The organism is Vibrio sp. QJM3NY_26 (assembly GCF_057786005.1).
Genome location: NZ_CM173515.1, coordinates 1,660,318 through 1,680,204 on the forward strand (window position 1 = coordinate 1,660,318; position 19,887 = coordinate 1,680,204).

General features: G+C 42.3%; 36 protein-coding genes and 1 pseudogene. 35 read left to right on the forward strand and 2 right to left on the reverse strand.

Going from position 1 to position 19,887, the window contains the following annotated elements; translation table 11 throughout:
- The first annotated feature begins 32 nt into the window (after positions 1-32).
- From AC3CH4_RS07450 to AC3CH4_RS07460, 3 genes are all read left to right on the forward strand, one after another.
- Entirely contained in the window at positions 33-536 is a 504-nt protein-coding gene (locus tag AC3CH4_RS07450) for an HAD family hydrolase (RefSeq protein WP_171308214.1), read from the forward strand.
- Positions 537-648: 112 nt separating this feature from the next.
- Positions 649-1,029: a SpoIIAA family protein gene (locus AC3CH4_RS07455; protein WP_171308215.1), complete on the forward strand. Its 381-nt coding sequence runs from the start codon at positions 649-651 to the stop codon at positions 1,027-1,029.
- Between the two features lie 227 nt (positions 1,030-1,256).
- On the forward strand, positions 1,257-1,670 hold the full coding sequence (locus AC3CH4_RS07460; RefSeq protein ID WP_488543568.1) for an NUDIX hydrolase: 414 nt from the start codon (positions 1,257-1,259) through the stop codon (positions 1,668-1,670).
- Positions 1,671-1,722: 52 nt separating this feature from the next.
- Here the strand turns inward: AC3CH4_RS07460 and AC3CH4_RS07465 are convergent, their stop codons facing one another.
- Positions 1,723-2,124: a YkgJ family cysteine cluster protein gene (locus AC3CH4_RS07465; RefSeq protein WP_054546373.1), complete on the reverse strand. Its 402-nt coding sequence runs from the start codon at positions 2,122-2,124 to the stop codon at positions 1,723-1,725.
- 209 nt (positions 2,125-2,333) lie between these two features.
- Here AC3CH4_RS07465 and AC3CH4_RS07470 point away from each other — a divergent pair, with 209 nt between their 5' ends.
- The 30 genes and pseudogenes from AC3CH4_RS07470 to AC3CH4_RS07615 all read left to right on the forward strand — a co-directional run bounded on the left by AC3CH4_RS07470 (position 2,334) and on the right by AC3CH4_RS07615 (position 18,067).
- Positions 2,334-2,495, forward strand: a complete 162-nt coding sequence (locus tag AC3CH4_RS07470; RefSeq protein WP_012604036.1) for a hypothetical protein — start codon at positions 2,334-2,336, stop codon at positions 2,493-2,495.
- Entirely contained in the window at positions 2,495-3,193 is a 699-nt protein-coding gene (locus AC3CH4_RS07475; protein WP_488543569.1) for a pseudouridine synthase, read from the forward strand. The genes AC3CH4_RS07470 and AC3CH4_RS07475 overlap by 1 nt, the downstream gene beginning before the upstream one ends.
- A gap of 65 nt (positions 3,194-3,258) precedes the next feature.
- The gene (locus tag AC3CH4_RS07480; RefSeq protein ID WP_171308218.1) at positions 3,259-3,633 is read left to right on the forward strand and encodes a VOC family protein; all 375 of its coding nucleotides are present in this window, start codon (positions 3,259-3,261) and stop codon (positions 3,631-3,633) included.
- Between the two features lie 96 nt (positions 3,634-3,729).
- Entirely contained in the window at positions 3,730-4,338 is a 609-nt protein-coding gene (locus tag AC3CH4_RS07485; RefSeq protein ID WP_488543570.1) for a sugar O-acetyltransferase, read from the forward strand.
- Between the two features lie 159 nt (positions 4,339-4,497).
- Positions 4,498-4,836 carry a hypothetical protein gene (locus tag AC3CH4_RS07490; protein WP_017078095.1) on the forward strand — a complete coding sequence of 113 codons (339 nt, stop codon included), beginning with the start codon at positions 4,498-4,500 and terminating at the stop codon, positions 4,834-4,836.
- A gap of 433 nt (positions 4,837-5,269) precedes the next feature.
- Complete coding sequence (locus AC3CH4_RS07495; protein WP_488518833.1) at positions 5,270-5,683, forward strand: GFA family protein; 414 nt, start codon at positions 5,270-5,272, stop codon at positions 5,681-5,683.
- A gap of 234 nt (positions 5,684-5,917) precedes the next feature.
- Positions 5,918-6,157, forward strand: a complete 240-nt coding sequence (locus AC3CH4_RS07500) for a hypothetical protein (RefSeq protein ID WP_054546368.1) — start codon at positions 5,918-5,920, stop codon at positions 6,155-6,157.
- A gap of 234 nt (positions 6,158-6,391) precedes the next feature.
- Positions 6,392-6,601 (forward strand): DUF3955 domain-containing protein, encoded by a 210-nt coding sequence (locus AC3CH4_RS07505; RefSeq protein WP_237290479.1) that lies wholly within the window; start codon positions 6,392-6,394, stop codon positions 6,599-6,601.
- A 136-nt stretch (positions 6,602-6,737) separates the two neighbouring features.
- Entirely contained in the window at positions 6,738-6,890 is a 153-nt protein-coding gene (locus AC3CH4_RS07510; protein ID WP_237290478.1) for a hypothetical protein, read from the forward strand.
- A gap of 2 nt (positions 6,891-6,892) precedes the next feature.
- Positions 6,893-7,369, forward strand: a complete 477-nt coding sequence (locus AC3CH4_RS07515; RefSeq protein WP_054546367.1) for a GNAT family N-acetyltransferase — start codon at positions 6,893-6,895, stop codon at positions 7,367-7,369.
- 61 nt (positions 7,370-7,430) lie between these two features.
- A complete protein-coding gene (locus tag AC3CH4_RS07520) occupies positions 7,431-8,063 on the forward strand; it encodes an RraA family protein (protein ID WP_488543571.1) in 633 nt (210 codons plus the stop codon).
- Positions 8,064-8,174: 111 nt separating this feature from the next.
- Positions 8,175-8,777: a glutathione S-transferase family protein gene (locus tag AC3CH4_RS07525; RefSeq protein WP_488543572.1), complete on the forward strand. Its 603-nt coding sequence runs from the start codon at positions 8,175-8,177 to the stop codon at positions 8,775-8,777.
- A 127-nt stretch (positions 8,778-8,904) separates the two neighbouring features.
- Positions 8,905-9,069, forward strand: a pseudogene (locus tag AC3CH4_RS07530) (MBL fold metallo-hydrolase); the annotation flags it as partial.
- 8 nt (positions 9,070-9,077) lie between these two features.
- Positions 9,078-9,635, forward strand: coding sequence for a nucleotidyltransferase family protein (locus AC3CH4_RS07535; RefSeq protein ID WP_488543573.1), 558 nt, complete (start codon positions 9,078-9,080; stop codon positions 9,633-9,635).
- Positions 9,636-9,660: 25 nt separating this feature from the next.
- Entirely contained in the window at positions 9,661-10,077 is a 417-nt protein-coding gene (locus AC3CH4_RS07540) for a nucleotide triphosphate diphosphatase NUDT15 (RefSeq protein ID WP_114633498.1), read from the forward strand.
- Between the two features lie 45 nt (positions 10,078-10,122).
- A complete protein-coding gene (locus AC3CH4_RS07545) occupies positions 10,123-10,461 on the forward strand; it encodes a GFA family protein (protein ID WP_372195341.1) in 339 nt (112 codons plus the stop codon).
- A gap of 400 nt (positions 10,462-10,861) precedes the next feature.
- Positions 10,862-11,269, forward strand: coding sequence for a bleomycin resistance protein (locus AC3CH4_RS07550; RefSeq protein ID WP_488543574.1), 408 nt, complete (start codon positions 10,862-10,864; stop codon positions 11,267-11,269).
- A gap of 73 nt (positions 11,270-11,342) precedes the next feature.
- Entirely contained in the window at positions 11,343-11,777 is a 435-nt protein-coding gene (locus AC3CH4_RS07555) for a GNAT family N-acetyltransferase (protein ID WP_171308231.1), read from the forward strand.
- An 89-nt stretch (positions 11,778-11,866) separates the two neighbouring features.
- Positions 11,867-12,223, forward strand: coding sequence for a hypothetical protein (locus AC3CH4_RS07560; protein ID WP_488543575.1), 357 nt, complete (start codon positions 11,867-11,869; stop codon positions 12,221-12,223).
- Between the two features lie 36 nt (positions 12,224-12,259).
- Positions 12,260-12,730, forward strand: a complete 471-nt coding sequence (locus AC3CH4_RS07565) for a GNAT family N-acetyltransferase (protein WP_488543576.1) — start codon at positions 12,260-12,262, stop codon at positions 12,728-12,730.
- 88 nt (positions 12,731-12,818) lie between these two features.
- Positions 12,819-13,163 carry a VOC family protein gene (locus tag AC3CH4_RS07570; RefSeq protein WP_488543577.1) on the forward strand — a complete coding sequence of 115 codons (345 nt, stop codon included), beginning with the start codon at positions 12,819-12,821 and terminating at the stop codon, positions 13,161-13,163.
- Positions 13,164-13,282: 119 nt separating this feature from the next.
- Positions 13,283-13,699 carry a VOC family protein gene (locus AC3CH4_RS07575; RefSeq protein ID WP_009846821.1) on the forward strand — a complete coding sequence of 139 codons (417 nt, stop codon included), beginning with the start codon at positions 13,283-13,285 and terminating at the stop codon, positions 13,697-13,699.
- A gap of 52 nt (positions 13,700-13,751) precedes the next feature.
- A complete protein-coding gene (locus AC3CH4_RS07580) occupies positions 13,752-14,174 on the forward strand; it encodes a GNAT family N-acetyltransferase (RefSeq protein WP_488543578.1) in 423 nt (140 codons plus the stop codon).
- An 85-nt stretch (positions 14,175-14,259) separates the two neighbouring features.
- Positions 14,260-14,667: a GNAT family N-acetyltransferase gene (locus tag AC3CH4_RS07585; RefSeq protein ID WP_488543579.1), complete on the forward strand. Its 408-nt coding sequence runs from the start codon at positions 14,260-14,262 to the stop codon at positions 14,665-14,667.
- A 67-nt stretch (positions 14,668-14,734) separates the two neighbouring features.
- Positions 14,735-15,316 carry an HD domain-containing protein gene (locus AC3CH4_RS07590; RefSeq protein ID WP_004733863.1) on the forward strand — a complete coding sequence of 194 codons (582 nt, stop codon included), beginning with the start codon at positions 14,735-14,737 and terminating at the stop codon, positions 15,314-15,316.
- Positions 15,317-15,438: 122 nt separating this feature from the next.
- Positions 15,439-15,831 carry a hypothetical protein gene (locus tag AC3CH4_RS07595; RefSeq protein ID WP_017080544.1) on the forward strand — a complete coding sequence of 131 codons (393 nt, stop codon included), beginning with the start codon at positions 15,439-15,441 and terminating at the stop codon, positions 15,829-15,831.
- Between the two features lie 199 nt (positions 15,832-16,030).
- Complete coding sequence (locus AC3CH4_RS07600; RefSeq protein WP_017080543.1) at positions 16,031-16,288, forward strand: hypothetical protein; 258 nt, start codon at positions 16,031-16,033, stop codon at positions 16,286-16,288.
- Between the two features lie 181 nt (positions 16,289-16,469).
- A complete protein-coding gene (locus AC3CH4_RS07605; protein WP_029222242.1) occupies positions 16,470-16,928 on the forward strand; it encodes a DUF302 domain-containing protein in 459 nt (152 codons plus the stop codon).
- Between the two features lie 266 nt (positions 16,929-17,194).
- Positions 17,195-17,710: a P-loop NTPase family protein gene (locus tag AC3CH4_RS07610; RefSeq protein ID WP_102494657.1), complete on the forward strand. Its 516-nt coding sequence runs from the start codon at positions 17,195-17,197 to the stop codon at positions 17,708-17,710.
- 132 nt (positions 17,711-17,842) lie between these two features.
- Positions 17,843-18,067, forward strand: coding sequence for a hypothetical protein (locus AC3CH4_RS07615; RefSeq protein ID WP_032555842.1), 225 nt, complete (start codon positions 17,843-17,845; stop codon positions 18,065-18,067).
- A 96-nt stretch (positions 18,068-18,163) separates the two neighbouring features.
- On the opposite strand, the gene AC3CH4_RS07620 is transcribed toward AC3CH4_RS07615, so the two are convergent.
- Complete coding sequence (locus AC3CH4_RS07620) at positions 18,164-18,496, reverse strand: PBPRA1643 family SWIM/SEC-C metal-binding motif protein (protein WP_004733856.1); 333 nt, start codon at positions 18,494-18,496, stop codon at positions 18,164-18,166.
- 253 nt (positions 18,497-18,749) lie between these two features.
- On the opposite strand from AC3CH4_RS07620, the gene AC3CH4_RS07625 reads away from it, so the two are divergent.
- Both AC3CH4_RS07625 and AC3CH4_RS07630 read left to right on the forward strand, forming a co-directional pair.
- The gene (locus AC3CH4_RS07625) at positions 18,750-19,466 is read left to right on the forward strand and encodes an HAD family hydrolase (protein ID WP_488543580.1); all 717 of its coding nucleotides are present in this window, start codon (positions 18,750-18,752) and stop codon (positions 19,464-19,466) included.
- Between the two features lie 35 nt (positions 19,467-19,501).
- A complete protein-coding gene (locus AC3CH4_RS07630) occupies positions 19,502-19,885 on the forward strand; it encodes a nuclear transport factor 2 family protein (RefSeq protein ID WP_488543581.1) in 384 nt (127 codons plus the stop codon).
- Positions 19,886-19,887: the final 2 nt, after the last annotated feature.

Sequence of the window (19,887 nt, forward strand, 5' to 3'; positions counted from 1 at the left end):
TACTAGATAATTCATCGTATGCAGGAGGCAAGATGACAAAGCTAATCGAATTAACAGAAATAGTCTTATTCGACTGGGGCAATACGCTGATGGTCGATTTCTCAGACGCACAAGGGAAGATGTGTGACTGGGAAACCGTACAAGAAGTGAGTGGTGCTCGTGCATTACTTGCTGAACTCTCCAAAAATCATCAAGTCTATGTTGCCACCAATGCCGGTGATTCAAGTAAAAACGACATCATTCGAGCCTTTGAGCGTGTTGGCCTGTCTCAATATATCTTGGGTTACTTTTGTAAGGCGAGCATTGGCTTTTCTAAGTTCGAACCGGAGTTCTATCCCGCCATCATTTCTAAGCTCGGTGTTGAACCACAACACATCACAATGGTGGGTGACACCCTAGAGAAAGACATTTACCCAGCACTTGAAGCGGGTTTGCAAGCGGTGTGGCTGAACATGGAAGGAGTTGAGCTTAAGTCAGAGCATCCGAATGTCATGCAAGTTCAATCCCTAAGCGAACTGTTGGAGAAGCGCGATTAACTACTTGATATTAAGTTCAGATAAAGCGCTTGTCCGTTTTGACGCCAACTTCTCATCTCTTTGTTATTTAATCCTCTAAGCTAAGTCTAGTTTCCACTATGAGGGCTAGGCTATGAATATCGAACGTCACGGAATATCGGTTGGAATTGAACGTGTTAGTGGTGAAACTATTGTTGTGTTTAAAGCGAAAGGTAAACTCACACATGATGACTATCAAGCCATGATGCCAATTCTAAATACCACGCTAGAAGAACTCGATTCATCCGAACTCAAGATGCTTGTCGACATCTCCACTTTAACGGGGTGGGAGTTGCGTGCTGCTTGGGATGATTTCAAATTGGGATTAGAGCTCAATTCGAAGATAGACAAAATCGCGATTTATGGTGATAAAAGCTGGCAAGAATTCGCTTCAAAAGTAGGGGGCTGGTTTGTGTCTGGTGAGATAAAATCATTCGAAGACCATGACTCTGCGCTTAAGTGGCTAGTCGATTGATACTATTCGCGGGCAGCTAGAGAGCAGTTCGTAAACATCGCCAATGACAGTTGATGAGCATTGTCTCGAACGCTGTCATTTTTCGTTTTGGCGATGATATTTCCTATTCGATTCAATAGAGTATATTCATTGCAGCGTGTAACATACGCAGGCTTTGTTTGGTCGCGACTAATGGTGTGGCTAGATTCAGTAATAACGAGAACTAAAACAGAATAAGGTCTAACGACATGCATAAGGTAATTGATAAGCTGGCTTGGGTATTCATCAAAGACGGCAAGTTGTTGATGGTGAGATCAAAAGGCAAAGAACTGTTCTACCTACCGGGTGGTAAGCGTGAAGCTGGCGAAAGTGATGAGCAAGCACTGGTTCGCGAAATCAAAGAAGAGATCTCGGTAGATTTGGTGCCTGATTCTATCAAATACGTTGAGACGTTTACAGGCCAAGCTGACGGTAAAGCAGAAGGTGTATCGGTGCAATTGACTTGTTATCTTGCTGATTATACTGGCGAACTGTCTCCAGATGCCGAAATTGAAGAGCTTAAGTTTGTGGATGGCAACGACAGAGCGGTATGTTCACTGGCGGCACTGGTTGCGCTTGATTGGTTAGAAGCGAACCAGTATTTACCACTTATCAGTAAATAATGGTTCGTTAATACAAAACGACTGTTTAGTCAGGATCTTTATAGATCAGTGCTTATGAAAAGCTTGAAGGGCGACTATCTTTCATCAGAATGTCGAGTTTTCTTTGAGCTTTTTTCGTATCTTGTAGATCCACCACCTCAATCATTTCACACTCATCTCGTACCATCTCATTAATTAGGCTGGGGTAGTGTCTGCAATCTTCTGGTCGGTCTAAGTAAATACTACAGGTGTACTTGGCTTGAGCCTTGGTGTCTTTCGTCGGAACTAGCTCCAGAAAAGGGCAGCGAGTTAAACGTTCGCCAGATTCAGGGTCAAACCATATCTCGCTTCCTCGAACATATTCAAAGATGTCTGGGTTGAACAACTCCCACAAATCAATCTCTTCTTGCGTTGCGGCAAGGTCACCATCTCCGTATTTGATACAGCATTTCCCGCATTGATTACAATTTTTCATTAGTGACTTCATTGGTTGGTGAGCTTTTGTCATTTTACCACTGATAGGCGTGGCACGTTGACTTTGTTGTTCATGGTTAAACCGTTTCGGGAAGGGAGCCTAGAACAGAAGTGCTAAATATGACTTTTACAACCTAACACCACTCCAATCAAGGCTGTAAACAGTGATACAATTTGCGCCTAGCAAGTTATTAAAACAAAGGTATAAAAATGAGAACCGTATACACCACCGAAGGCGACATCAACGCAAAGAAACAGAAAGACGCTTACCCAAAGTTGGCGCTATGTGATAACTGCGTTCGAGACTATGTGGTGATTGCTCAAGGCGAACGTACCTACAAGCCATGCGCAAAATGTGGCGCTGACGATTAATGCGCCTTGATAAATACCTATGCAAAAGCACTGAACTAACCAAGCCTGAAGCGATTGAACGCATCCATAATGGCGAGGTGAACGTAAACTGCGAGATTGTCACCGATGAATCGACTCAGGTTCATGAAAGCAACACCATCTTGTTAAATGGGACGCAGCTTGAGTTACGTGAATTTCGATACCTTTTAATGCACAAGCCAGCGGGTACTATTTGCTCCAATATCGATGAGGTTTATCCTTCGTTGTTCAACTACATCGAGGTAGACAAAGCATCAGAACTGCACATCGCAGGGCGCTTAGATGCAGACACAACAGGCTTAGTCTTGATTACCGATGATGGGCGCTGGTCATTCAATATCACGCTGCCAACCAAGTCATGTAAGAAGGTCTATCGCGTGACATTGTCACGAGATATCAAAGACGATGTCGCAGACAAGTTCAAAGCGGGCATTCAATTGCAAGGCGAGCAAAAACTGACGCGTCCGGCAGAGCTCGAAGTGATTACCAGTAAAGAAGTGCTATTGACCATTACAGAGGGTAAGTTTCATCAAGTAAAACGAATGTTTGCCGCGGTAGGGAATCGAGTTGTTGGCCTTCACCGTGAACAGATTGGTGATGTTCGTTTAGATGTTGAAGCAGGCCAGTGGCGTTATTTAACCCAAGCCGAAGTCGACTCATTTCAGCAGGGCTCTGAATAAACGCTGTAACCACTTAAGGCGTTAAGCGTGGCAGGAGCAGAATATCAACACTATAAGGATGTAGGATGGAAAACCTAAAAGTCTCAGAAATTAAGTCTTTCGTACCCGCGAGAGACTTCGTTTTATCCAAGCGCTTTTACCAGTCAATCGGCTTCGAAGTGATGTCTGAATTTCACGATATCGCCTATCTGCGTCACGGCAGTTGTGCGTTCCTTCTGCAAAACTTTTATGAACCTGCGCACTGTCACAATTACATGATGCACTTGCTGGTTGAAGACGTAAAAAGTTGGTATCAACACATCCAAAACTCTAATGTAGTGTCGGAATTTGAAGTTACCGTTTCCGAGGTTGTTGAACAGCCTTGGGGAATGCTTGAGTTTTGTATCACTGACCCAAGTGGTGTGCTGTGGCGTGTGGCTGAAAACATCAGGTCGCGCTGATTCATCCAACTTGCATTGAGGCCAGTGAAAACTTCAAATTATCCATCTTTTTCTTTATTTATGCCGACATAAGGCAATGATCAAATAGGTTCAAACATGGATATAAAGGCTAAAATGCACAGCCAAGACGTTTACTACTGTGACGACGTTGATTTGGTTGCTGAGCAAACTCAATGCTTAGAAGTGCTATACGATTTTAACCACACTCGTCCTAGTGAAGGGGATAAACGACAACAAATCATGAAGCAACTGTTCGCCGAAGTCGGTGAGGGCTGCTACATCGAGCCGCCGTTACGCGCGAACTGGGGGCGTCACACCCACTTAGGCAACAACGTATACGTTAACTTCAATCTAACTCTGGTCGACGACACAGACGTATTCATCGGCGACAACGTGATGATTGCTCCTAACGTGACCATCGCCACTGGCACACATCCCATCAGCCCAGAACTCAGGCTAAAAGCAGCGCAGTTCAATGTTCCTGTTCGTATTGGAAACAACGTATGGCTTGGCGCGCACACCGTCGTACTTCCCGGTGTCACCATTGGTGAAAACTCAGTAATAGGCGCAGGCAGCATAGTCACCAAAGATATCCCAGCCAATGTGGTTGCCGTTGGAAACCCTTGCAAAGTGGTACGTGAAATCAATGAGCACGACCGAGAGTATTACCATAAAGATCGCCGCATTCCAGAAGAGCTTAAGTAAGCGATTTTTCACACGCCTGAAATTAGCTGTGACATAACTCATTGTTATGCAATGGCTTAGTTGTGTATTACTTGTGAATATTAGAAGCTAGACAGAATTAGTCAGTATTTAAGTGCAGAATTTTCTGTCTGATAGCTGTTATATGTACAGGGAGTTTCAATGAAGAGTTTTCTCAAAGGGATTTTAGCTTATCTTGTTGTGATTTCAGTAGCTCTGCTAATTTCTCGCAATTTTTTTGATTACCTATCCACAATAGACTTGGTTGACTACATTGCATATAGCGGTGTTTTACTTGTTGTATTGGCAGGCATTACATTTGATGGTAACAATCCAGCTAATCAAGACTTTTTGTCGTTAATGATTCATCGTGAACTTGTGTCCCGAACCAATGACTTTCAAGACGAAAGTAATAAAGTAAGTTTTGCCGTTAATGTCGGATTGATAGGTATATTTTTACTTATTGCTAGTGGTGTAATGGCTTGGCAGATTAGTAAGTAAAACATATAACGAGGCGCCTAAATCTGATTCGTAAACGCGTGCCGAACTCGCTTCGCTCAGACATGGCACACATTCACTCACAGTTTGGCTAAGCGTTGCCTCGTCATTCTCCCCGAGTGAAAGTAACCATCGATATCTAGTATTAATAGTTTGTTTAGGTTCACGGTGCTTTTCTTAACTATTTGTTAGGGTGGCATTTCAATGAGCATGGAGGTTTTATAATGGGAACTGTAATCGGTTTGCTGATTCTAGCTGCTATAGATTGGTATCTTTTTCGTAAAACAGGGCTTCATATTCATAAATGGATCTCTAAAAAGTATGCCGCGTATCTGTCGGACAAGGGAAGCAAAAAATAGCCTTTTCTTATTAAGTCATCGGTATAAAAAACGTTATCTGCTATTCAGTTACACACATTGCAAAGATTGGAGGATTCATGAAAGGTAAAGGAAAGTGCCTATGTGGCTCGGTTGAGTTGGAAGTAGAGTACGCCAGTAATGAATTGGGGGCTTGTCATTGTAGTATGTGTAGAAATTGGTCTGGCGGTCCGATGTTAGTCATTGATTGCTCTGATTCCGTCAAAATATCAGGTGAATCAAATGTAGTGAGATATAAGTCGTCCGATTGGGCTGAGAGGGGGTTCTGCGGTAAATGTGGTACTCACTTGTTTTACTTTTTGGTACCAAATAATCAGTACCACCTTCCTGTCGGTTTATTGAGGTCTGGGGATGACTACAAGTTAACTCATCAGATATTCATCGATGAAAAGCCCAAATACTACGAATTTAAAAATGAAACACAAAATATGACTGGTGCAGAAGTATTTGCCCACTTTGAAAGTGGAGAGTAGCACTTAGTTTTTATTAGCTTAAGACTAATTCACAACGCTCGGCATTTTTTAGTTTCGGTCGATTTTAGTGTTTGCGGTGCAATGGTTTCGGTCAGGTGGTAGCGTTGCTCACGCTTAACCTCCCAGCATCAACCCCCAATTTGAAGTGACTCGAAACTCGATTGTCTGAACTCCGAATAGCTGAATAGTTACTCTAATATACAACGAGTTTCTAATGGCTCTGAGGGGGCGGAAATGACGGATATGGCAATATCAAGTTACCTTGGCTGGTTGTTACTTCTTATAGGTTGTTACCCTTTCTTGCTTGTTGGTGTCAGTATGTTTTTCTATGATGCAGAGCGTAAACAAGCATTAAGGTGGTTGAATGGAGTTAGTTTTCTATTGGCTGCATTCCTTCTTTACATGCATATGCAGACAGAAGTCGTCTATGGTCGGGAACTGCTCGAAGCCTGGTATCGTGATAACCCTCAATAAAAAGCACATAACAAGTGTTTATTATCCATATCGGTATATAAGAGTGATGTTAAACGCTTGGCATTTCCTGTTCGAATCAGCTTTAGTGTTTTCGGTACATGGTTGAGGTGAGGTGGTCGCGATGTCAGCCACTTCAAGCGGCGAAAACTCGTCTATCCAATTATGGTTATCCGAGTGAACCATGTTCTCTTACAAAGTGTCTGACATTTTAGATATTCAAATGTTGAGGCTCCGATGAATTTTCTCCGTAAGTATAAAATCAGCTTTCTTTTCTGTGTTAGTGGCCTTTTGTGTTTCATTGCTTATAACACCATAGGTTCATACGTAGATGAAAATGGTTTGTTGGTTGAGCCATTCGGGCTTATTCCTCTATTTTGGCTTTTTGAGCTACTTGCGTTAGTGGCTTTTGTTGTGGCGTTCGTTAGACAGAGAAAGTGCCAGTAATCCAGTTAAGCTACGAGTACACGAAGATGTTTTGTTATCACAAACAACTTAGGCGAGATTCGGTACGCGTGGCATTTTTGACATGCGGCGATATTGGTGTTTTAAATAGTGTTCTCAGCCTCAAGGAGGAAGCTTAATGAAATTTACACAAACCTATTGGAACCCATTGGATAAAACCCGTGACAATGAATGGGAAGATATTGACGGCTCTAACGGGAATTTAAGTCAAATTACGTTAGCTCAAGACAGCGTTAGGGGACTAATTGAATTCAACTTTTATAAAGGATGAACATGGTAGTACTTAGAGGAATGCGCCAAGACGAATATCCAGCATATTGTCAGTATTTTATTGACGATTACAGTCAGGAAATAGCTAGAAATTATGGGCATTCTTTGGACGTTGCAGTCGAATTGGCAAAGAAGGACTTGCATCGCAGCTTCCCTAACGGACTAGAGGGCAATGAGCATTCGCTATTATGCATTGATGCTGAAGTCGATGGTGAATGTAAGCTTGTGGGTTACCTATGGCACTCAGTAAATATTGGAGATAAATCTACGTTTATCTATGACTTCTTCATTTCGAATGAACATCGAGGTCTAGGTTATGGTACTCAATCAATTTCTGCGTTAGAGACCCAACTACTCGCTATTGGTATCAATCAAATAAAGCTGAGGGTCGCATATCATAATGAACGGGCGCTTAAGTTGTATAAAGAAGTTGGCTTTGAGGTTACCGGTTTCAATATGTCTAAGAAACTAAGCGGGTAGCCTTAACATATCAAGCAACATACATAGACCGGCAGGTTTCATTCAAACATGGAGTGAAAATATGAAGTCAGATTTTTCAAAACTTGCGACAACCGAGTACGGAAACATACTAAGTCACGACCATTTTATCAACTTTAGCATTGGTCCTCTTTGGCAGGGAATGCCGCCAATTTTTGGAGAAGCGTTTACTGTCCAGTTAACGTCTGGTGATAATTTAATGCTTCATTCAGCCATATACGAAGCACCAGAAGGTTCCATCATTGTAGTGGATGGAGTTGATAGCGAATATGCAGTAGCCGGCGGTAATGTATGCGCAGTCGCTAAGAGTCGAGGTATCAAAGGTTTTATTATTGATGGTGTCATTCGAGATTTGAGTGAAATTTCAGATATGAAGTTTCCAGTTTTTGCGAAAGGTGTTCATCCAGTACCGGGAAAGAAAGAGGTCTATTCTGAATTGGGTGCTCCAATCACTTGCGGGGGAGCAAAGGTCTCTACGGGAGATATCATTGTTGCTGATGTAGAGGGTATTGTCGTTATTCCTAAATCAAGAAAAGATGAAGTGTTTCTAATGGCTTCAAAGAAAGCAAGTGACGAAGCTTCATTAACACTCGCTGAGTGGGAAACGAGTCATAGGGCTAAAATAGCCCAAGCAATAACGTGTGCGAAACAAAAATCTGAAAGCACTTTAGGCTGATTCGCAATGCGCGGCATTTTTAGTTCAAACCAGTTTGGTTTATCGATAAATGCTGGAAGTCCGGCTTCGTAGTTTACAAATTAACGCATCGGCATGCTTTGGGGAGGATGTATGCAAGTCTTATTGTATAGCGCACAAGGATCGAACAGTTCTGAAAGGGTCGAGTGGATGCTTAATTTCAAGCGGATACCTTACGATAGAATCGAGGTTAACTCTGATGAACTAACGACAACATACCTAGATATAAATCCTTTTGGTTATGTTCCATCACTCTCGGTCGATGGTTCGGTGTTTTCTGAATCAATGGCGATTGTAGAGTATCTTGAAGAGCGATTCCCTAAGCCCAACTTATTTGGTCAAGACCTTGTTGAAAAAACGCACATTCGTAGAGTTTGCGAATACGTAAACTCTAGTATTCATTCCCCTCAAAACAGAACAGTATTAAGGTTCATGCGTCCAGAGCTAGATGAGCGTTCAAAGCGTGAGCTTCGTGGGGAATGGATTATGTGCTGTCTAGAAAAGTTAAGTACGTCAATCTGTCGTGAATCAGAGTTTGCAGTAGGCAGTGACTTTAGCGTTGCTGATATATTTGTGGCTTCAATCTATAAAAAGGCGTTACAACATGGTTTTACGAGAAATAATTTCTACGACAAACACTTGATGTATATAAGGTTAAATGAAAGTGTAGCGGTTTCAGAACCACAAACATCTTAGATGTGAATCATGGCATGTGGTATTTCCAAGAATGTGTACGCTTAATGCTTAAGTTAGTCTGATTTCGGCATTGTATGTGACAGACAGACCTTAACAGCACTTGCCGTAAATGAATCAAAAGGCAACTATGAAAATAACGACGCTGGTTGATAATACTCGACTGGATAATCGGAAAGGCTTAACCGTTGAGCGCGGGCTATCACTGCATATTGAAACCGAGAAGCTAAAGATCTTATTCGATATGGGAAGTGGCGATACGTTTTGTAAAAATGCACCATTACTGGGTGTTAATAGGTCACGATGAATAAACAAAAACTAAAGAGCCTCATTCAACAAGTTCCTGAGCTAATCGAAACAGCCAAAGTATGTCGTGAGGTGGGCTTGCCAAACTTCTATATTGCAGGCGGTGCTATCACTCAAATTATCTGGAATGATATCGAAAACAAACCGCTTCTAGACCAAGTCAAAGACTTCGATGTTGTCTATTTCAATAGTACCTCAGCTATCACCGAAGATGAGTTCAAAAGCCGCATTCGTTCGCGGTTAAGTCATTGTGTCGACGTGGACGTAAAGAACCAAGCGACCATTCATGAGCATTACGCTAAGAAGTTCGGTTGCTTCATTCAACCGTACGTACGTGCGGAGCAAGGTATTGAGTCTTGGCTCTCTGCGTTTGCTATCGGGTTTACTCTGGATGATTCAGGCGATATCAAGTTGTTTGCACCATACGGTGTAGAGGACGCTTTTGATATGCTGATTAAACCGAATAAGCGAGCAATGGTAGAAGCGAACTACAACAAAATGACCGCTGGTTATAAGGCCCGATGGCAGCAAGTAAAAGTGCTCCCTTGGGGTTGATTGATAGAATGTTAAGGAGTTTTAAGTGAGTCAGGAAGTAAGAGTAGGTGTAGCTGCGGTTATTCTACGTGAAGGGCGAGTGCTACTTGGAGAACGAATTGGTTCTCATGGGGCTCATACTTGGGCAACGCCGGGCGGACACCTTGAGTGGGGTGAGAGCATTGAAGAGTGTGCCAAACGCGAAACACTCGAAGAGACTGGCTTAGTTGTTAGTGCATTTGAGAAGCTGACTTTTACCAATGATATTTTTGAGAAAGAGAACAAGCACTATATAACGCTGTTTGTTGTTGCTTCTGACACAAGCGGAGAGCCTCAGGTGATTGAGCCTGATAAATGTAAGCAATGGGAATGGTTTAAACTAGATGAGTTACCTGAACCACTGTTTCTTCCTCTGACGAATTTGCTTAACGATCCGGTCATCCTTGGGAAGTTAGCGCAGTAAAACAAATTGTTAGGCCGTTGCTATGTGAATACAGGAAACAATCAAATGGAATTAAAGTGTCACTGCGGAAATGTGAGTTTAGAGCTGAGCTCCCTTCCAGACGAAGTCGGGGAGTGTAATTGTTCTATCTGTCGTCGTTATGCTGCCGTTTGGGCGTATTTTTCTCCGGAGCAAGTTCAAATCAACTTGAGCGAGAAAACTGAGTTTTATTGTTGGGGCGATAAAGAAGTCGAATTTCATCGCTGCAAGTTATGTGGATGTTTAACGCATTACGTAACGACAGAGAAATGCTCCGCAGATATCTTGGCTGTGAACATGAGAATGGCCGAAAATGAAGTGCTTGCAAGCATCCCAGTTCGTAAGATCAACGGCGCAGCGTACTAAGTCAACTAACAAGGTACTTTCACTACGCCTTGCAGTATTGAAACGGTAGATTTGGTCGTATTAAGGAGAAGTTCGATGTTCAAGTGTCCAAATTGTGGGGCGTCGGTTTCTATTAAAGAGAAATCGAAGCTACATCCTTCCAAGCACATGCCATGTAAACAATGCGCTCAAGTATTGAAGCCTTTTACTATTTATTACTATTCACTCTTTTTAATTGCCCCTTTTACGGTTTCGATTTCAATGAATTATGCAGGGTTTAGCACTTTAGGTGCCATGGTGCTTAGTTTTACATTGTTTTACGTGCTGTTAGTGTGTCAGCCAATAAAGAAAGTAACGCAATAGCCCTCTAGCATTAAAAGAAGATGACTAATCAGCAATAAAATAATGAGACAGCTAAATCATGACATTACGAGTAGTTCCAGAGCTTTATTGTTTCGATATTAATGTGAGCAAATCCTTTTTTGTCGATGTGTTGGGATTTGAAGTGAAATACGAGCGCCCAGATGAAGAGTTTGCTTATCTAACGCTCGATGGTGTTGATGTGATGCTTGAAGGGATTGCGGGCAAAAGTCGAAAATGGCTTTCAGGTGATCTGGAGTTTCCGTTAGGGCGTGGTGTTAACTTCCAATGGGATGTTATCGATATCGAACCTCTATATCAGAGAGTTAACGAAAGCGCCGCTGATTCTATTTACTTAGCGTTAGAGTCAAAGTCTTATCAATGTGGGGGTTCGATCGCGACTCAGAAGCAGTTCATCATTCAAACTCCTGAAGGTTATCTCTTTAGGTTCTGCCAAGATATTCGTTAACACATAAATATTATTGGTTACTTATTACGAGAAACATGGCTAACTAAGTACCTGCTAAAACAAGGAGAGTAGAGTGGTCAACATTCGAGAAATGGCAATTTCAGATTACGACTCCGTGATCGCGTTGTGGTGCCAGACAGAAGGCATGAGTATTCGAGATTCCGATTCGAAAGAAAGCATTGCGAGCTATTTAGCTCGTAACCCCGGTCTGAGTTTTGTGGCTGAAAGTAACAACGAGATCATTGGCGCTGTGTTGGTCGGAACGGATGGGCGTCGTGGGTATTTACAACATTTAGCTGTCTCGGCCAACTTCAGAGGGCAAAAATTAGGTTGTAAGCTTGTCGCAGAGGCGGTCAACGCACTTGCAGGGTTAGGCATCCCGAAGACTCACTTGTTTGTCTATAACGACAACATCAACGCTCAACAGTTTTACGAAAAATTGGGCTGGTTTCCTCGAGATGAAGTTCGAATGTACTCGTTTAATAGCTCGGATAATAGTAACGTTTAGCCTTAAAGGTTCGTGCGGGCTTAACTTGAATTTGTAACAGGTTCGCGAGTATCCGGACAATATCAAAACAATCCTTGGAGTATTTAGAAATGTTGTTTTCTAGTCTGTCTAAATCATTGGTTCATGGCTCCGAGTTATGTTCTGAACTGCTCAATTTATTAACCGAGCATAAGAGTGATTTCGAAGAAAAGTTAATCCCAGAACTGTCATACATCGATGATATGGCACATGTGGTGAACGGCATTAAAATCAAAGACGTTCTACACATCAATTCGAATCAATACCGACTTCAATATTCGTTTGATTGGGAGCTATTTCTCGGCTGTTCAGATAGAAATGAAACCGGTGTAGAGAATGGAAGCGTTCTATTCACACTTGAGAATGATAACGTTCTCAATATTAACTTCCCAAACTATGGTTCTCGAGATACTAGCGATGAGTTTTAGTCGGTTTTTCGTGCCTGTTATACAGAAGGAAGAACAATGATAACTATCGAAAGGCTTGAAGAATCGCATGTGGCGTTAGTTCAGGCCATCCAACTCGCTGATGAACAGGTCAAGTTCGCTGGCACAGCTGCAGAGTTTTTATTAGGCGGCAGTGAAACGACGCACTTGCACGTGATTAAGTCTAATAACGAAGTTGTTGGTTTCTTTAAGCTGGATATCGCTTACGCAGATTCTTATAAGTTTTGCCCTGAAGGAAGCATTGGGTTAAGAGCCTTTGTTGTTGATAAAAACCAGCAAGGTAAAGGTTTAGGAACAGGCGCGGTGAAGGCTTTGTTTCCCTATTTAAAAGCGAATTACTTAGCGTATGAGTCGATTTACTTAACCGTGAATTGCAAAAATCCCGCAGCATTCAACTGTTATAAGAAAGGCGGCTTCGAAGATACCAGTGAGCAGTATTTAGGTGGTGCAGCAGGCCCGCAATTTATCATGCACGGTCGAATCGCTTAGTAATATGAAACCGATTTATTGTTGATGGGACATCCCTGAACAGCTGTATGCAGGTTGAGAGTCTTAAAGAACACGAAAAGGAAATTTGATGAAGGTTCAATATCTTGAAGTGGTTACCCCAGAAGTCGATGTTGTTTGTGCAACATACGCTCAGCTCTACAACGTGAAGTTTAGTGGTGCTGATGTGAACCTTGGTGGGGCGCGCACTGCAAAGCTATCTAATGGTGGGGTAATAGGTATTCGAGCACCGCTTCGTGAAACTGAAGAACCAACTGTTCGACATTACACGCTGGTTGAGGATATTCAGTCTGCAGTAAATACAGCCGAAAAACTAGGTGCCGAAGTCGTAGTAACGCCAATGGAGTTACCACGTCACGGCATATGTGCCATTGTTATTCAAGGTGGCGTCGAGCTCGGATTCTGGGAGTTATAGGTGATACATAGCCTTTAGATTGTGAAGGACGAGATACTGCGATTTATGATACGACACCTAGTGTCTTTGCCGGCTTCATGGCATCATTCCACGCAGCTAAAACCCCAACAAGGTATGTTATGAAACAGAATATTGTCCACATTGCACTCGTGGTAAAAGACTACGATGAAGCGCTTGATTTCTATGTAAACAAGCTTAAGTTTGATCTCATCGAAGACACGTATCTACCAGAAGAAGATAAACGCTGGGTTGTTGTTGCTCCACCAAATTCAACCGGTGTGAGCCTGTTACTTGCTAGAGCTTCTAAGCCAGAGCAACACGATTTCATCGGCAACCAAGCTGGTGGACGCGTATTCCTATTCTTAAACACCGATGATTTCTGGCGTGATTACGAACGCATGACGTCTTTGGGCATAAACTTTGTCCGAGAGCCTAAAGAGCAAGGTTACGGTACCGTTGCTGTGTTTGAAGATCTTTACGGTAACTTGTGGGATCTGCTTCAGTTAAACCCTGAACATCCTATGGCTAACAGGTAGATAAGCTTAGTCAACAACCCTAATTCTAGTCATACGGATTGGCAGGAGCGACATGGAAGTCACAAGGTATCAACCCAAGTATTTAACCGCTTTACAGGCGCTCTATCTAGAATCAAGACAGAACACCTTTCATTGGGCTGATGCCGACGCTTTTAAGTTATCCGATTTCGAATTAGATACAGAAGGTGAAGAAATATGGGTCGCCGTTTCTGGCAATAAGGTTTTAGGTTTTGTCTCTATTTGGAAACCTGAAAGCTTCATCCATCATCTCTATGTTTGCCCGCGAATGCTACGTTCTGGGGCAGGCTCTGCTTTACTCAATACCTGTAAACAACATTACTCTGGCCTGACATTGAAGTGTTTGACTGCTAATGAAAACGCCATTGGCTTTTATCAGTCGCAAGGCTTTGTTATCTCATCCACAGAGGGAAAGGGATTAGAGCGTTATCACTTAATGACGTACCAAGCTTGGTAATAATAAGCTTAGTAATAATAATCATGGCAATCACAAGCGCTGCAATTACAACAAGGGTCATCAAGTCGGGAGTTAAACCGAGAATATGGAAATAAAACAGCTTTCAGCGACGGAGGTACTTCCGGTTAGGCATCAAGTGCTTTGGCCTGATAAACCGATGTCGTTTTGTATGGTGCCAAGTGACGAACAAGCAACGCATTACGGCGCGTTTATTGGTGAGCAGTTGGTTTGTGTCGCATCTATCTATATCCAAGGCAATGAAGCGAGGCTGAGAAAGTTTGCCACGCTGCCTGAATTCCAAGGGCAGGGAATCGGTTCAAACGTGATTGAGCATGCAATCTCTAACCTCAAAGATTTAAACATCCAATATTTTTGGTGCGATGCGCGTACAACGGCTTTAGGTTTTTATCAAAAGTTTGGGATGGCTGTAGAAGGCCCTGAATTTGAAAAATCGGGTGTTGCGTATTACAAAATGTCGGTTCATTGGGAGTAACGCTTCTCTGTCGCTAGGTTAACCCTCCGCACCGCTAAATCATCAACTTAAGTTAAGGAAGCTCATCGTGGAAGAAATCAAAGGCATTCTGCAATTCATGGTCGAAATTGAACAATTAAAGGATGTTCATCGACAAACAAAACCAGTTGGATTGGACCGATATGAAAACTCGGCAGAGCACAGTTGGCACGTCTGTTTGAGCGCTCTTATGTTAAAAGACTATGCCAATGAAGAGATCGATATTACGCGAGTGATGAAGATGTTGCTGATTCATGATCTTGGGGAAATCGATGCCGGAGACACCATCATTTATGCCAGTGAAACTGAAGAAAACAAGCTCAAAGAGAGAAACTGCGTTGAGCGGTTGCTGAAATCATTGCCGAGTCATTTAAGAACCGAGTATTTGGAGTTATGGCTTGAGTTCGAAGCGGGTGAGTCACCGGAAGCTCGATTTGGTAAGGCGATCGATAGAGTGCCACCTTTGCTTCATAACATCCATGGTGATGGTCACAGCTGGAAGAAGCACAACATATCCAAAGACAAAGTACTGACCTTTAATGGCGAGCGTATCTCTAAAGGCAGTCGTGCTCTATGGAAAGAGCTAGAAGTGCAACTTGAAGGGGCTGCGGACAAAGGGTTATTAAAGTAAAAGTTAACTATCTTGCCAAGGAATGACAAAGAAGTTTCAACCTAACAACGTTTAAATTAAACTCGGGAATTCATAGTGTTACTTCAGCGTAGCGAGCCCATTGTTAAAGGAATAAGAACCACATGAAAACCACTGCTTTAGCTTTATTGTTGCTTAGTGTTTCTGGTAGTGCATTTGCAACCAATACCAATATTGAAGCAATCGATTACCAAGTGTCGGTTACTGTCGAGGATTCCGAATCAAAACAAAGCTTCCCACCTTTTAAGTTTTACTCTTTCGATCAGGAAGTCTCATCTCAAACTGAAGAATGCATTTATTCGGGTGTTCTTTCTAAGCATGAAGCTGACGCTATTCTATTAGAGGCCAAAATGTCATGCGATTATGAAAACGGTGAGTCTAGTAGTGAGATGCCGGTTTTTATTCTTGATAAAGAGGGTGGAGAAGCAAGTATCGAGCTTGGAGAAGATGAAGCAAACCTGTGGAAATACACGGTTCTAATTAAAGCGCTTAACTAAACTTCAAACGATACACGGTTACTCTTTTTGTTCTGCTATTGAACACCGCAATGCCAATTAAAGTAGATGCATGACGCATGGTATTATCTTGTGTCTCATTTCTTTCTAATAAAACTCTAATGGAAAACAATAAGTTCGAGAATCGAGTGATAAGTTGTTAGTATGTATCAACTTTATAAATGTTAGTTGGCTTATATAAATGCTTGATAATAAGTATATTAAACACCCTTATCACTGTGAGCAGTGCAACGCACTTACCCCGCACCTTGCTGTTAATGCTTCCGATGCTGAATCTAAAGCGGACGCTGAATCTGAAAAGAAACAATGGAAGCTAGGCGTGTTGATGGAGTACCTGATGACGTTATTGTTTAAAGGTGATCATAATGTTCCTGGTTTTTATGTCGACAGTGATTACGAATACCAGTGTGAAAAATGCGGGACTAAGTCGTGGCACTGATTGTGTGTTTAGCTTTTGAAACAATTCCTACCTAAACTGATGATAATAAGACGCATTAGAAAAGTGATCCTCTCTGCAAACTGAGAATGGAAACGCGTCTATACTGACATGGGTTGCGTCACTGATTTAAGAAGTGGCGCTATGAATGTAAGTTTGATTAGGCTAAATCTCAGAGGTGACGATGAAAAAATTACTACCACTATGCGCCATTTTACTCTCGGCATCATTTTCAGCTGCGGCTTCTGATGGTTTGATTAAATACCAAAGTAATTACTCAGTGAAAGAGACCGCTGACCGCTTTGAAGAAATCGCCAAAAGCAAAGGTTTGACCTTGTTTGCGAGAATCGACCATCAGAAAAATGCGAGTAAGGTCGATCTTGAATTGAGACCAACGGAAGTCATCATCTTTGGTAACCCAAAAGTAGGGACACCATTAATGCAATGCGCTCAAGATGTCGCGATAGATTTACCGCAGAAGGTATTAGTCACTGAGGATTCTAATAAAGAAGTATGGCTATCTTACAACGATCCTAATTACTTGGTAGAGCGTCACGCAATCAATGGCTGTGATGAAGTGGTTAAGAAGATATCGGGTGTACTAAGCAAGCTTTCAGAAGCGACAGTGGCGAAAGCTGAATAACCGAGCCAATAAGCACTCATTTAGACCATTAATGGGTGCGACTTGACGATGATATAGCTTCCCAATCAACGTTTGGCTGAATTGACAACTAAGCAACAATATATAAAAGTAGTGTTATGAAACTGAATTTAGCGTCATCTAACCAACGAATTATCATCATTCCATAGGAATGGTGGGATTGTTGATGCGCTTTGTTTATCGAACCCACCCGTAAGGTGGGTTTTTTGTCGCTGTCTTATGGGTTTTATCTGAATAGAGGAAGTCATATGAAAAAGGTCGCGGTTTTTGGCAAGCCTGGGAGTGGAAAGTCCACAATCAGCAAAGCGTTAGCACTAGCTACAGGTATAGAGCTTCACCAGTTGGACTCTATTGTTTATAAGGCCAACGGAGAGTTTGTTGAGCGTGAAGTGTTCGACCTAGCACACGACAACATAATCAATTCTGAAAGCTGGATCATCGATGGTTTTGGCCCTCTAGGCTCATTCAACACACGTTTAGAAGCCGCAGATACTTTGGTTTATATCGACCTTCCTTATCCAATTAGCTACTGGTTTGTTACCAAGCGAATGCTCAAAGGGTTGTTCGTTAAACCTGAAGGCTGGCCTGATGGAAGCTCAGTGATAAAAGGCACGATACAAAGTTACAAGACACTAAAACTGTGCCCTAAGTTTTGGAATGACGACTTTAGACTACGGTTAGAATTACGCGCAAAAGAGAAAGAGGTTCACATCATCAGAAGCGTGAGTGAATTGAATAACTTTGTCCGCCAACACGTCACTTAACAGGTGAGAGCTTACCTTTCTTTGAAACGCTTTAATTTGCTCATAACTTCATGAAAATATTTAGATTTAATTCAACATGTGGCATATTTGCCATGTGTTGAATTTGTGCTTTAAGTTAAGGCTATAGATATTATGTATGGAAGTGAGAAGACGAGAGCGTTCTGCTGTAACTGTAAGGAACTTACACTGCATAAGTACACTATGTTCAGTAACCAAGCCGAAAAAGCGCCACAAGATGTAAAGAAGCCAGGGTTGCTGGGAATGATTTTATCGTCATTAGCTTCAAGCGGCGGAACCGGTGATTATAAATGTATAAAGTGTGGAACCAATTTGCGAACACCAGACAATCTAGACTGAGTTTGGCTTGGACAAATAAAAACGGGAAGACCTCAATGATCTTCCCGTTAGGCATTACTTAACTCAGCGTGCTATTGGCAGTTTGAGTGAGAAGCCTTATGCACAACACTTCTTGTATTTCTTACCGCTACCGCAAGAACATGGGTCGTTACGGTTAGGTGTCTTTTCGAACGTCATTGTTTTTGGCTTATTTAGCAACGTGTCGAACTCAAGCGTGTTTTCTTCTTTAGTTGCATCAACAGATACAGTAACAAAGATTGAATGCTCGGCCGCGATTGCTTCAACTTCTGCTTTACGAGCTTCAGTTTGAACCATTACCGCAACTGGTGACTCTTCAGTACCCACTTTAACATCGCGGTTTACATTGTAGCCAGCAAGAACGTGGTTCTGTCTTGTTTCGATACGGCCTTTGAAAAATAGTTTCGACATTGGGTACTCACAAAATTTGGGATGACGCTATTCCTATGCTAGGTAGCGTTATAGAGCGGGGGATTATACGCATATATTCCAATTGATAAAGCAGTGATGTGAGTAAAGATTGTTGGTTTTTGTTTGCCAGCAATTATTTGTTTTATTGCTTTGTTCTAATTAGACTAATTTTGAAACTCAAGACAATAAGATTTCCCTTAACAGGGCCTCAAGTGATAAATTGAAATCGTTAATTTAAACAACGAGATACCCCATGAAGTTAGATGCCATCCTGTGGGATTACGATGGAACCTTAGTTAATTCAGTTCCAAAGAATATCGCAATTACTAAAGATATTATCTCTGTGGTCGCGCCACGCTTATCAGGTGAGAACTTACCTAAATATCTGCTGAGCGAAACGCTTTATCACGAAGCCAACCACGGTGCTAAAAACTGGCAAGCTTTATATGTCGATTATTACGGCCTATCACATGACGAAATGTTGATCGCCGGTGGAATGTGGACAGAGCATCAAGAGAAAAACCAAACTGCTGTCGCCTTGTTTGACGGGATGAACACTGTGGTAAGTCAGTTTGCTCATCTTCCTCATGGGATTTGTTCTCAAAACTCTCAATTGAATATTCGTGGTGTACTCGACAGTTATGGCATTGGCGATTTGTTTAAATCGGTAGTGGGCTATGACGATGTCTCGAACGGCCACCAAAAGCCACACCCGTTTGGTGGCGTGAAATGTGTTGAGAACATATTTGGCGTCGATCAGGCTAACGAGCTTTGTTTGATGTACATCGGTGACCATGAAGCGGACACACAGTTTGCTCGCAATATTGAAGCAGCACTGGGTCAGAACGCAAAAGTGATTGCCGTGGCCGCCGGTTATAGCCGATCTGAGCCTGAAAACTGGCAAACCAAGCCCGATTATATTGCCAACCATGTCGATGATCTTTTAACGATCATCGGTAAGTACGTATAAAAATCACCACACCTGAATGATTTTAAGGAAGAATAATGACACCAAAACAAGTGGTATTAGGTTTTTGGGATGCAATGCGCAGGAATGATTTTGCAAAGGCGAGTGAATGGCTAGCCGCAGATTTTGAAGGCTATTGGCCTCAGTCGTCTGAATTGACGGTAGGCCGCCACAACTTCACTGCAATCAACTCTGAATACCCAGCCAATGGTGTTTGGAAATTCACCCTCAATTCGATTGTCTGTGAAGGAGATTCCGTAGTAACAGACGTTTCGGTTACTGACAGTGTATTGAAAGATCGAGTGATTACCTTTCACACGGTTGTTGATGGTTTAATCCAAAAGCAAACTGAGTTTTGGCCAGACCCATTTGAAGCGCCGGCGTGGCGATCGCAGTGGGTTGAGGTTGTATCGAGCAATTAGTT

Coding starts and splice junctions, on each gene's coding strand:
- AC3CH4_RS07450 (WP_171308214.1), top strand. CDS start 33: ATGACAAAGCTAATCGAATTAACAGAAATAGTCTTATTCGACTGGGGC.
- AC3CH4_RS07455 (WP_171308215.1), top strand. CDS start 649: ATGAATATCGAACGTCACGGAATATCGGTTGGAATTGAACGTGTTAGT.
- AC3CH4_RS07460 (WP_488543568.1), top strand. CDS start 1,257: ATGCATAAGGTAATTGATAAGCTGGCTTGGGTATTCATCAAAGACGGC.
- AC3CH4_RS07465 (WP_054546373.1), bottom strand. CDS start 2,124: ATGAAAAATTGTAATCAATGCGGGAAATGCTGTATCAAATACGGAGAT.
- AC3CH4_RS07470 (WP_012604036.1), top strand. CDS start 2,334: ATGAGAACCGTATACACCACCGAAGGCGACATCAACGCAAAGAAACAG.
- AC3CH4_RS07475 (WP_488543569.1), top strand. CDS start 2,495: ATGCGCCTTGATAAATACCTATGCAAAAGCACTGAACTAACCAAGCCT.
- AC3CH4_RS07480 (WP_171308218.1), top strand. CDS start 3,259: ATGGAAAACCTAAAAGTCTCAGAAATTAAGTCTTTCGTACCCGCGAGA.
- AC3CH4_RS07485 (WP_488543570.1), top strand. CDS start 3,730: ATGGATATAAAGGCTAAAATGCACAGCCAAGACGTTTACTACTGTGAC.
- AC3CH4_RS07490 (WP_017078095.1), top strand. CDS start 4,498: ATGAAGAGTTTTCTCAAAGGGATTTTAGCTTATCTTGTTGTGATTTCA.
- AC3CH4_RS07495 (WP_488518833.1), top strand. CDS start 5,270: ATGAAAGGTAAAGGAAAGTGCCTATGTGGCTCGGTTGAGTTGGAAGTA.
- AC3CH4_RS07500 (WP_054546368.1), top strand. CDS start 5,918: ATGACGGATATGGCAATATCAAGTTACCTTGGCTGGTTGTTACTTCTT.
- AC3CH4_RS07505 (WP_237290479.1), top strand. CDS start 6,392: ATGAATTTTCTCCGTAAGTATAAAATCAGCTTTCTTTTCTGTGTTAGT.
- AC3CH4_RS07510 (WP_237290478.1), top strand. CDS start 6,738: ATGAAATTTACACAAACCTATTGGAACCCATTGGATAAAACCCGTGAC.
- AC3CH4_RS07515 (WP_054546367.1), top strand. CDS start 6,893: ATGGTAGTACTTAGAGGAATGCGCCAAGACGAATATCCAGCATATTGT.
- AC3CH4_RS07520 (WP_488543571.1), top strand. CDS start 7,431: ATGAAGTCAGATTTTTCAAAACTTGCGACAACCGAGTACGGAAACATA.
- AC3CH4_RS07525 (WP_488543572.1), top strand. CDS start 8,175: ATGCAAGTCTTATTGTATAGCGCACAAGGATCGAACAGTTCTGAAAGG.
- AC3CH4_RS07535 (WP_488543573.1), top strand. CDS start 9,078: ATGAATAAACAAAAACTAAAGAGCCTCATTCAACAAGTTCCTGAGCTA.
- AC3CH4_RS07545 (WP_372195341.1), top strand. CDS start 10,123: ATGGAATTAAAGTGTCACTGCGGAAATGTGAGTTTAGAGCTGAGCTCC.
- AC3CH4_RS07550 (WP_488543574.1), top strand. CDS start 10,862: ATGACATTACGAGTAGTTCCAGAGCTTTATTGTTTCGATATTAATGTG.
- AC3CH4_RS07560 (WP_488543575.1), top strand. CDS start 11,867: ATGTTGTTTTCTAGTCTGTCTAAATCATTGGTTCATGGCTCCGAGTTA.
- AC3CH4_RS07565 (WP_488543576.1), top strand. CDS start 12,260: ATGATAACTATCGAAAGGCTTGAAGAATCGCATGTGGCGTTAGTTCAG.
- AC3CH4_RS07570 (WP_488543577.1), top strand. CDS start 12,819: ATGAAGGTTCAATATCTTGAAGTGGTTACCCCAGAAGTCGATGTTGTT.
- AC3CH4_RS07575 (WP_009846821.1), top strand. CDS start 13,283: ATGAAACAGAATATTGTCCACATTGCACTCGTGGTAAAAGACTACGAT.
- AC3CH4_RS07580 (WP_488543578.1), top strand. CDS start 13,752: ATGGAAGTCACAAGGTATCAACCCAAGTATTTAACCGCTTTACAGGCG.
- AC3CH4_RS07585 (WP_488543579.1), top strand. CDS start 14,260: ATGGAAATAAAACAGCTTTCAGCGACGGAGGTACTTCCGGTTAGGCAT.
- AC3CH4_RS07595 (WP_017080544.1), top strand. CDS start 15,439: ATGAAAACCACTGCTTTAGCTTTATTGTTGCTTAGTGTTTCTGGTAGT.
- AC3CH4_RS07600 (WP_017080543.1), top strand. CDS start 16,031: ATGCTTGATAATAAGTATATTAAACACCCTTATCACTGTGAGCAGTGC.
- AC3CH4_RS07605 (WP_029222242.1), top strand. CDS start 16,470: ATGAAAAAATTACTACCACTATGCGCCATTTTACTCTCGGCATCATTT.
- AC3CH4_RS07610 (WP_102494657.1), top strand. CDS start 17,195: ATGAAAAAGGTCGCGGTTTTTGGCAAGCCTGGGAGTGGAAAGTCCACA.
- AC3CH4_RS07615 (WP_032555842.1), top strand. CDS start 17,843: ATGTATGGAAGTGAGAAGACGAGAGCGTTCTGCTGTAACTGTAAGGAA.
- AC3CH4_RS07620 (WP_004733856.1), bottom strand. CDS start 18,496: ATGTCGAAACTATTTTTCAAAGGCCGTATCGAAACAAGACAGAACCAC.
- AC3CH4_RS07625 (WP_488543580.1), top strand. CDS start 18,750: ATGAAGTTAGATGCCATCCTGTGGGATTACGATGGAACCTTAGTTAAT.
- AC3CH4_RS07630 (WP_488543581.1), top strand. CDS start 19,502: ATGACACCAAAACAAGTGGTATTAGGTTTTTGGGATGCAATGCGCAGG.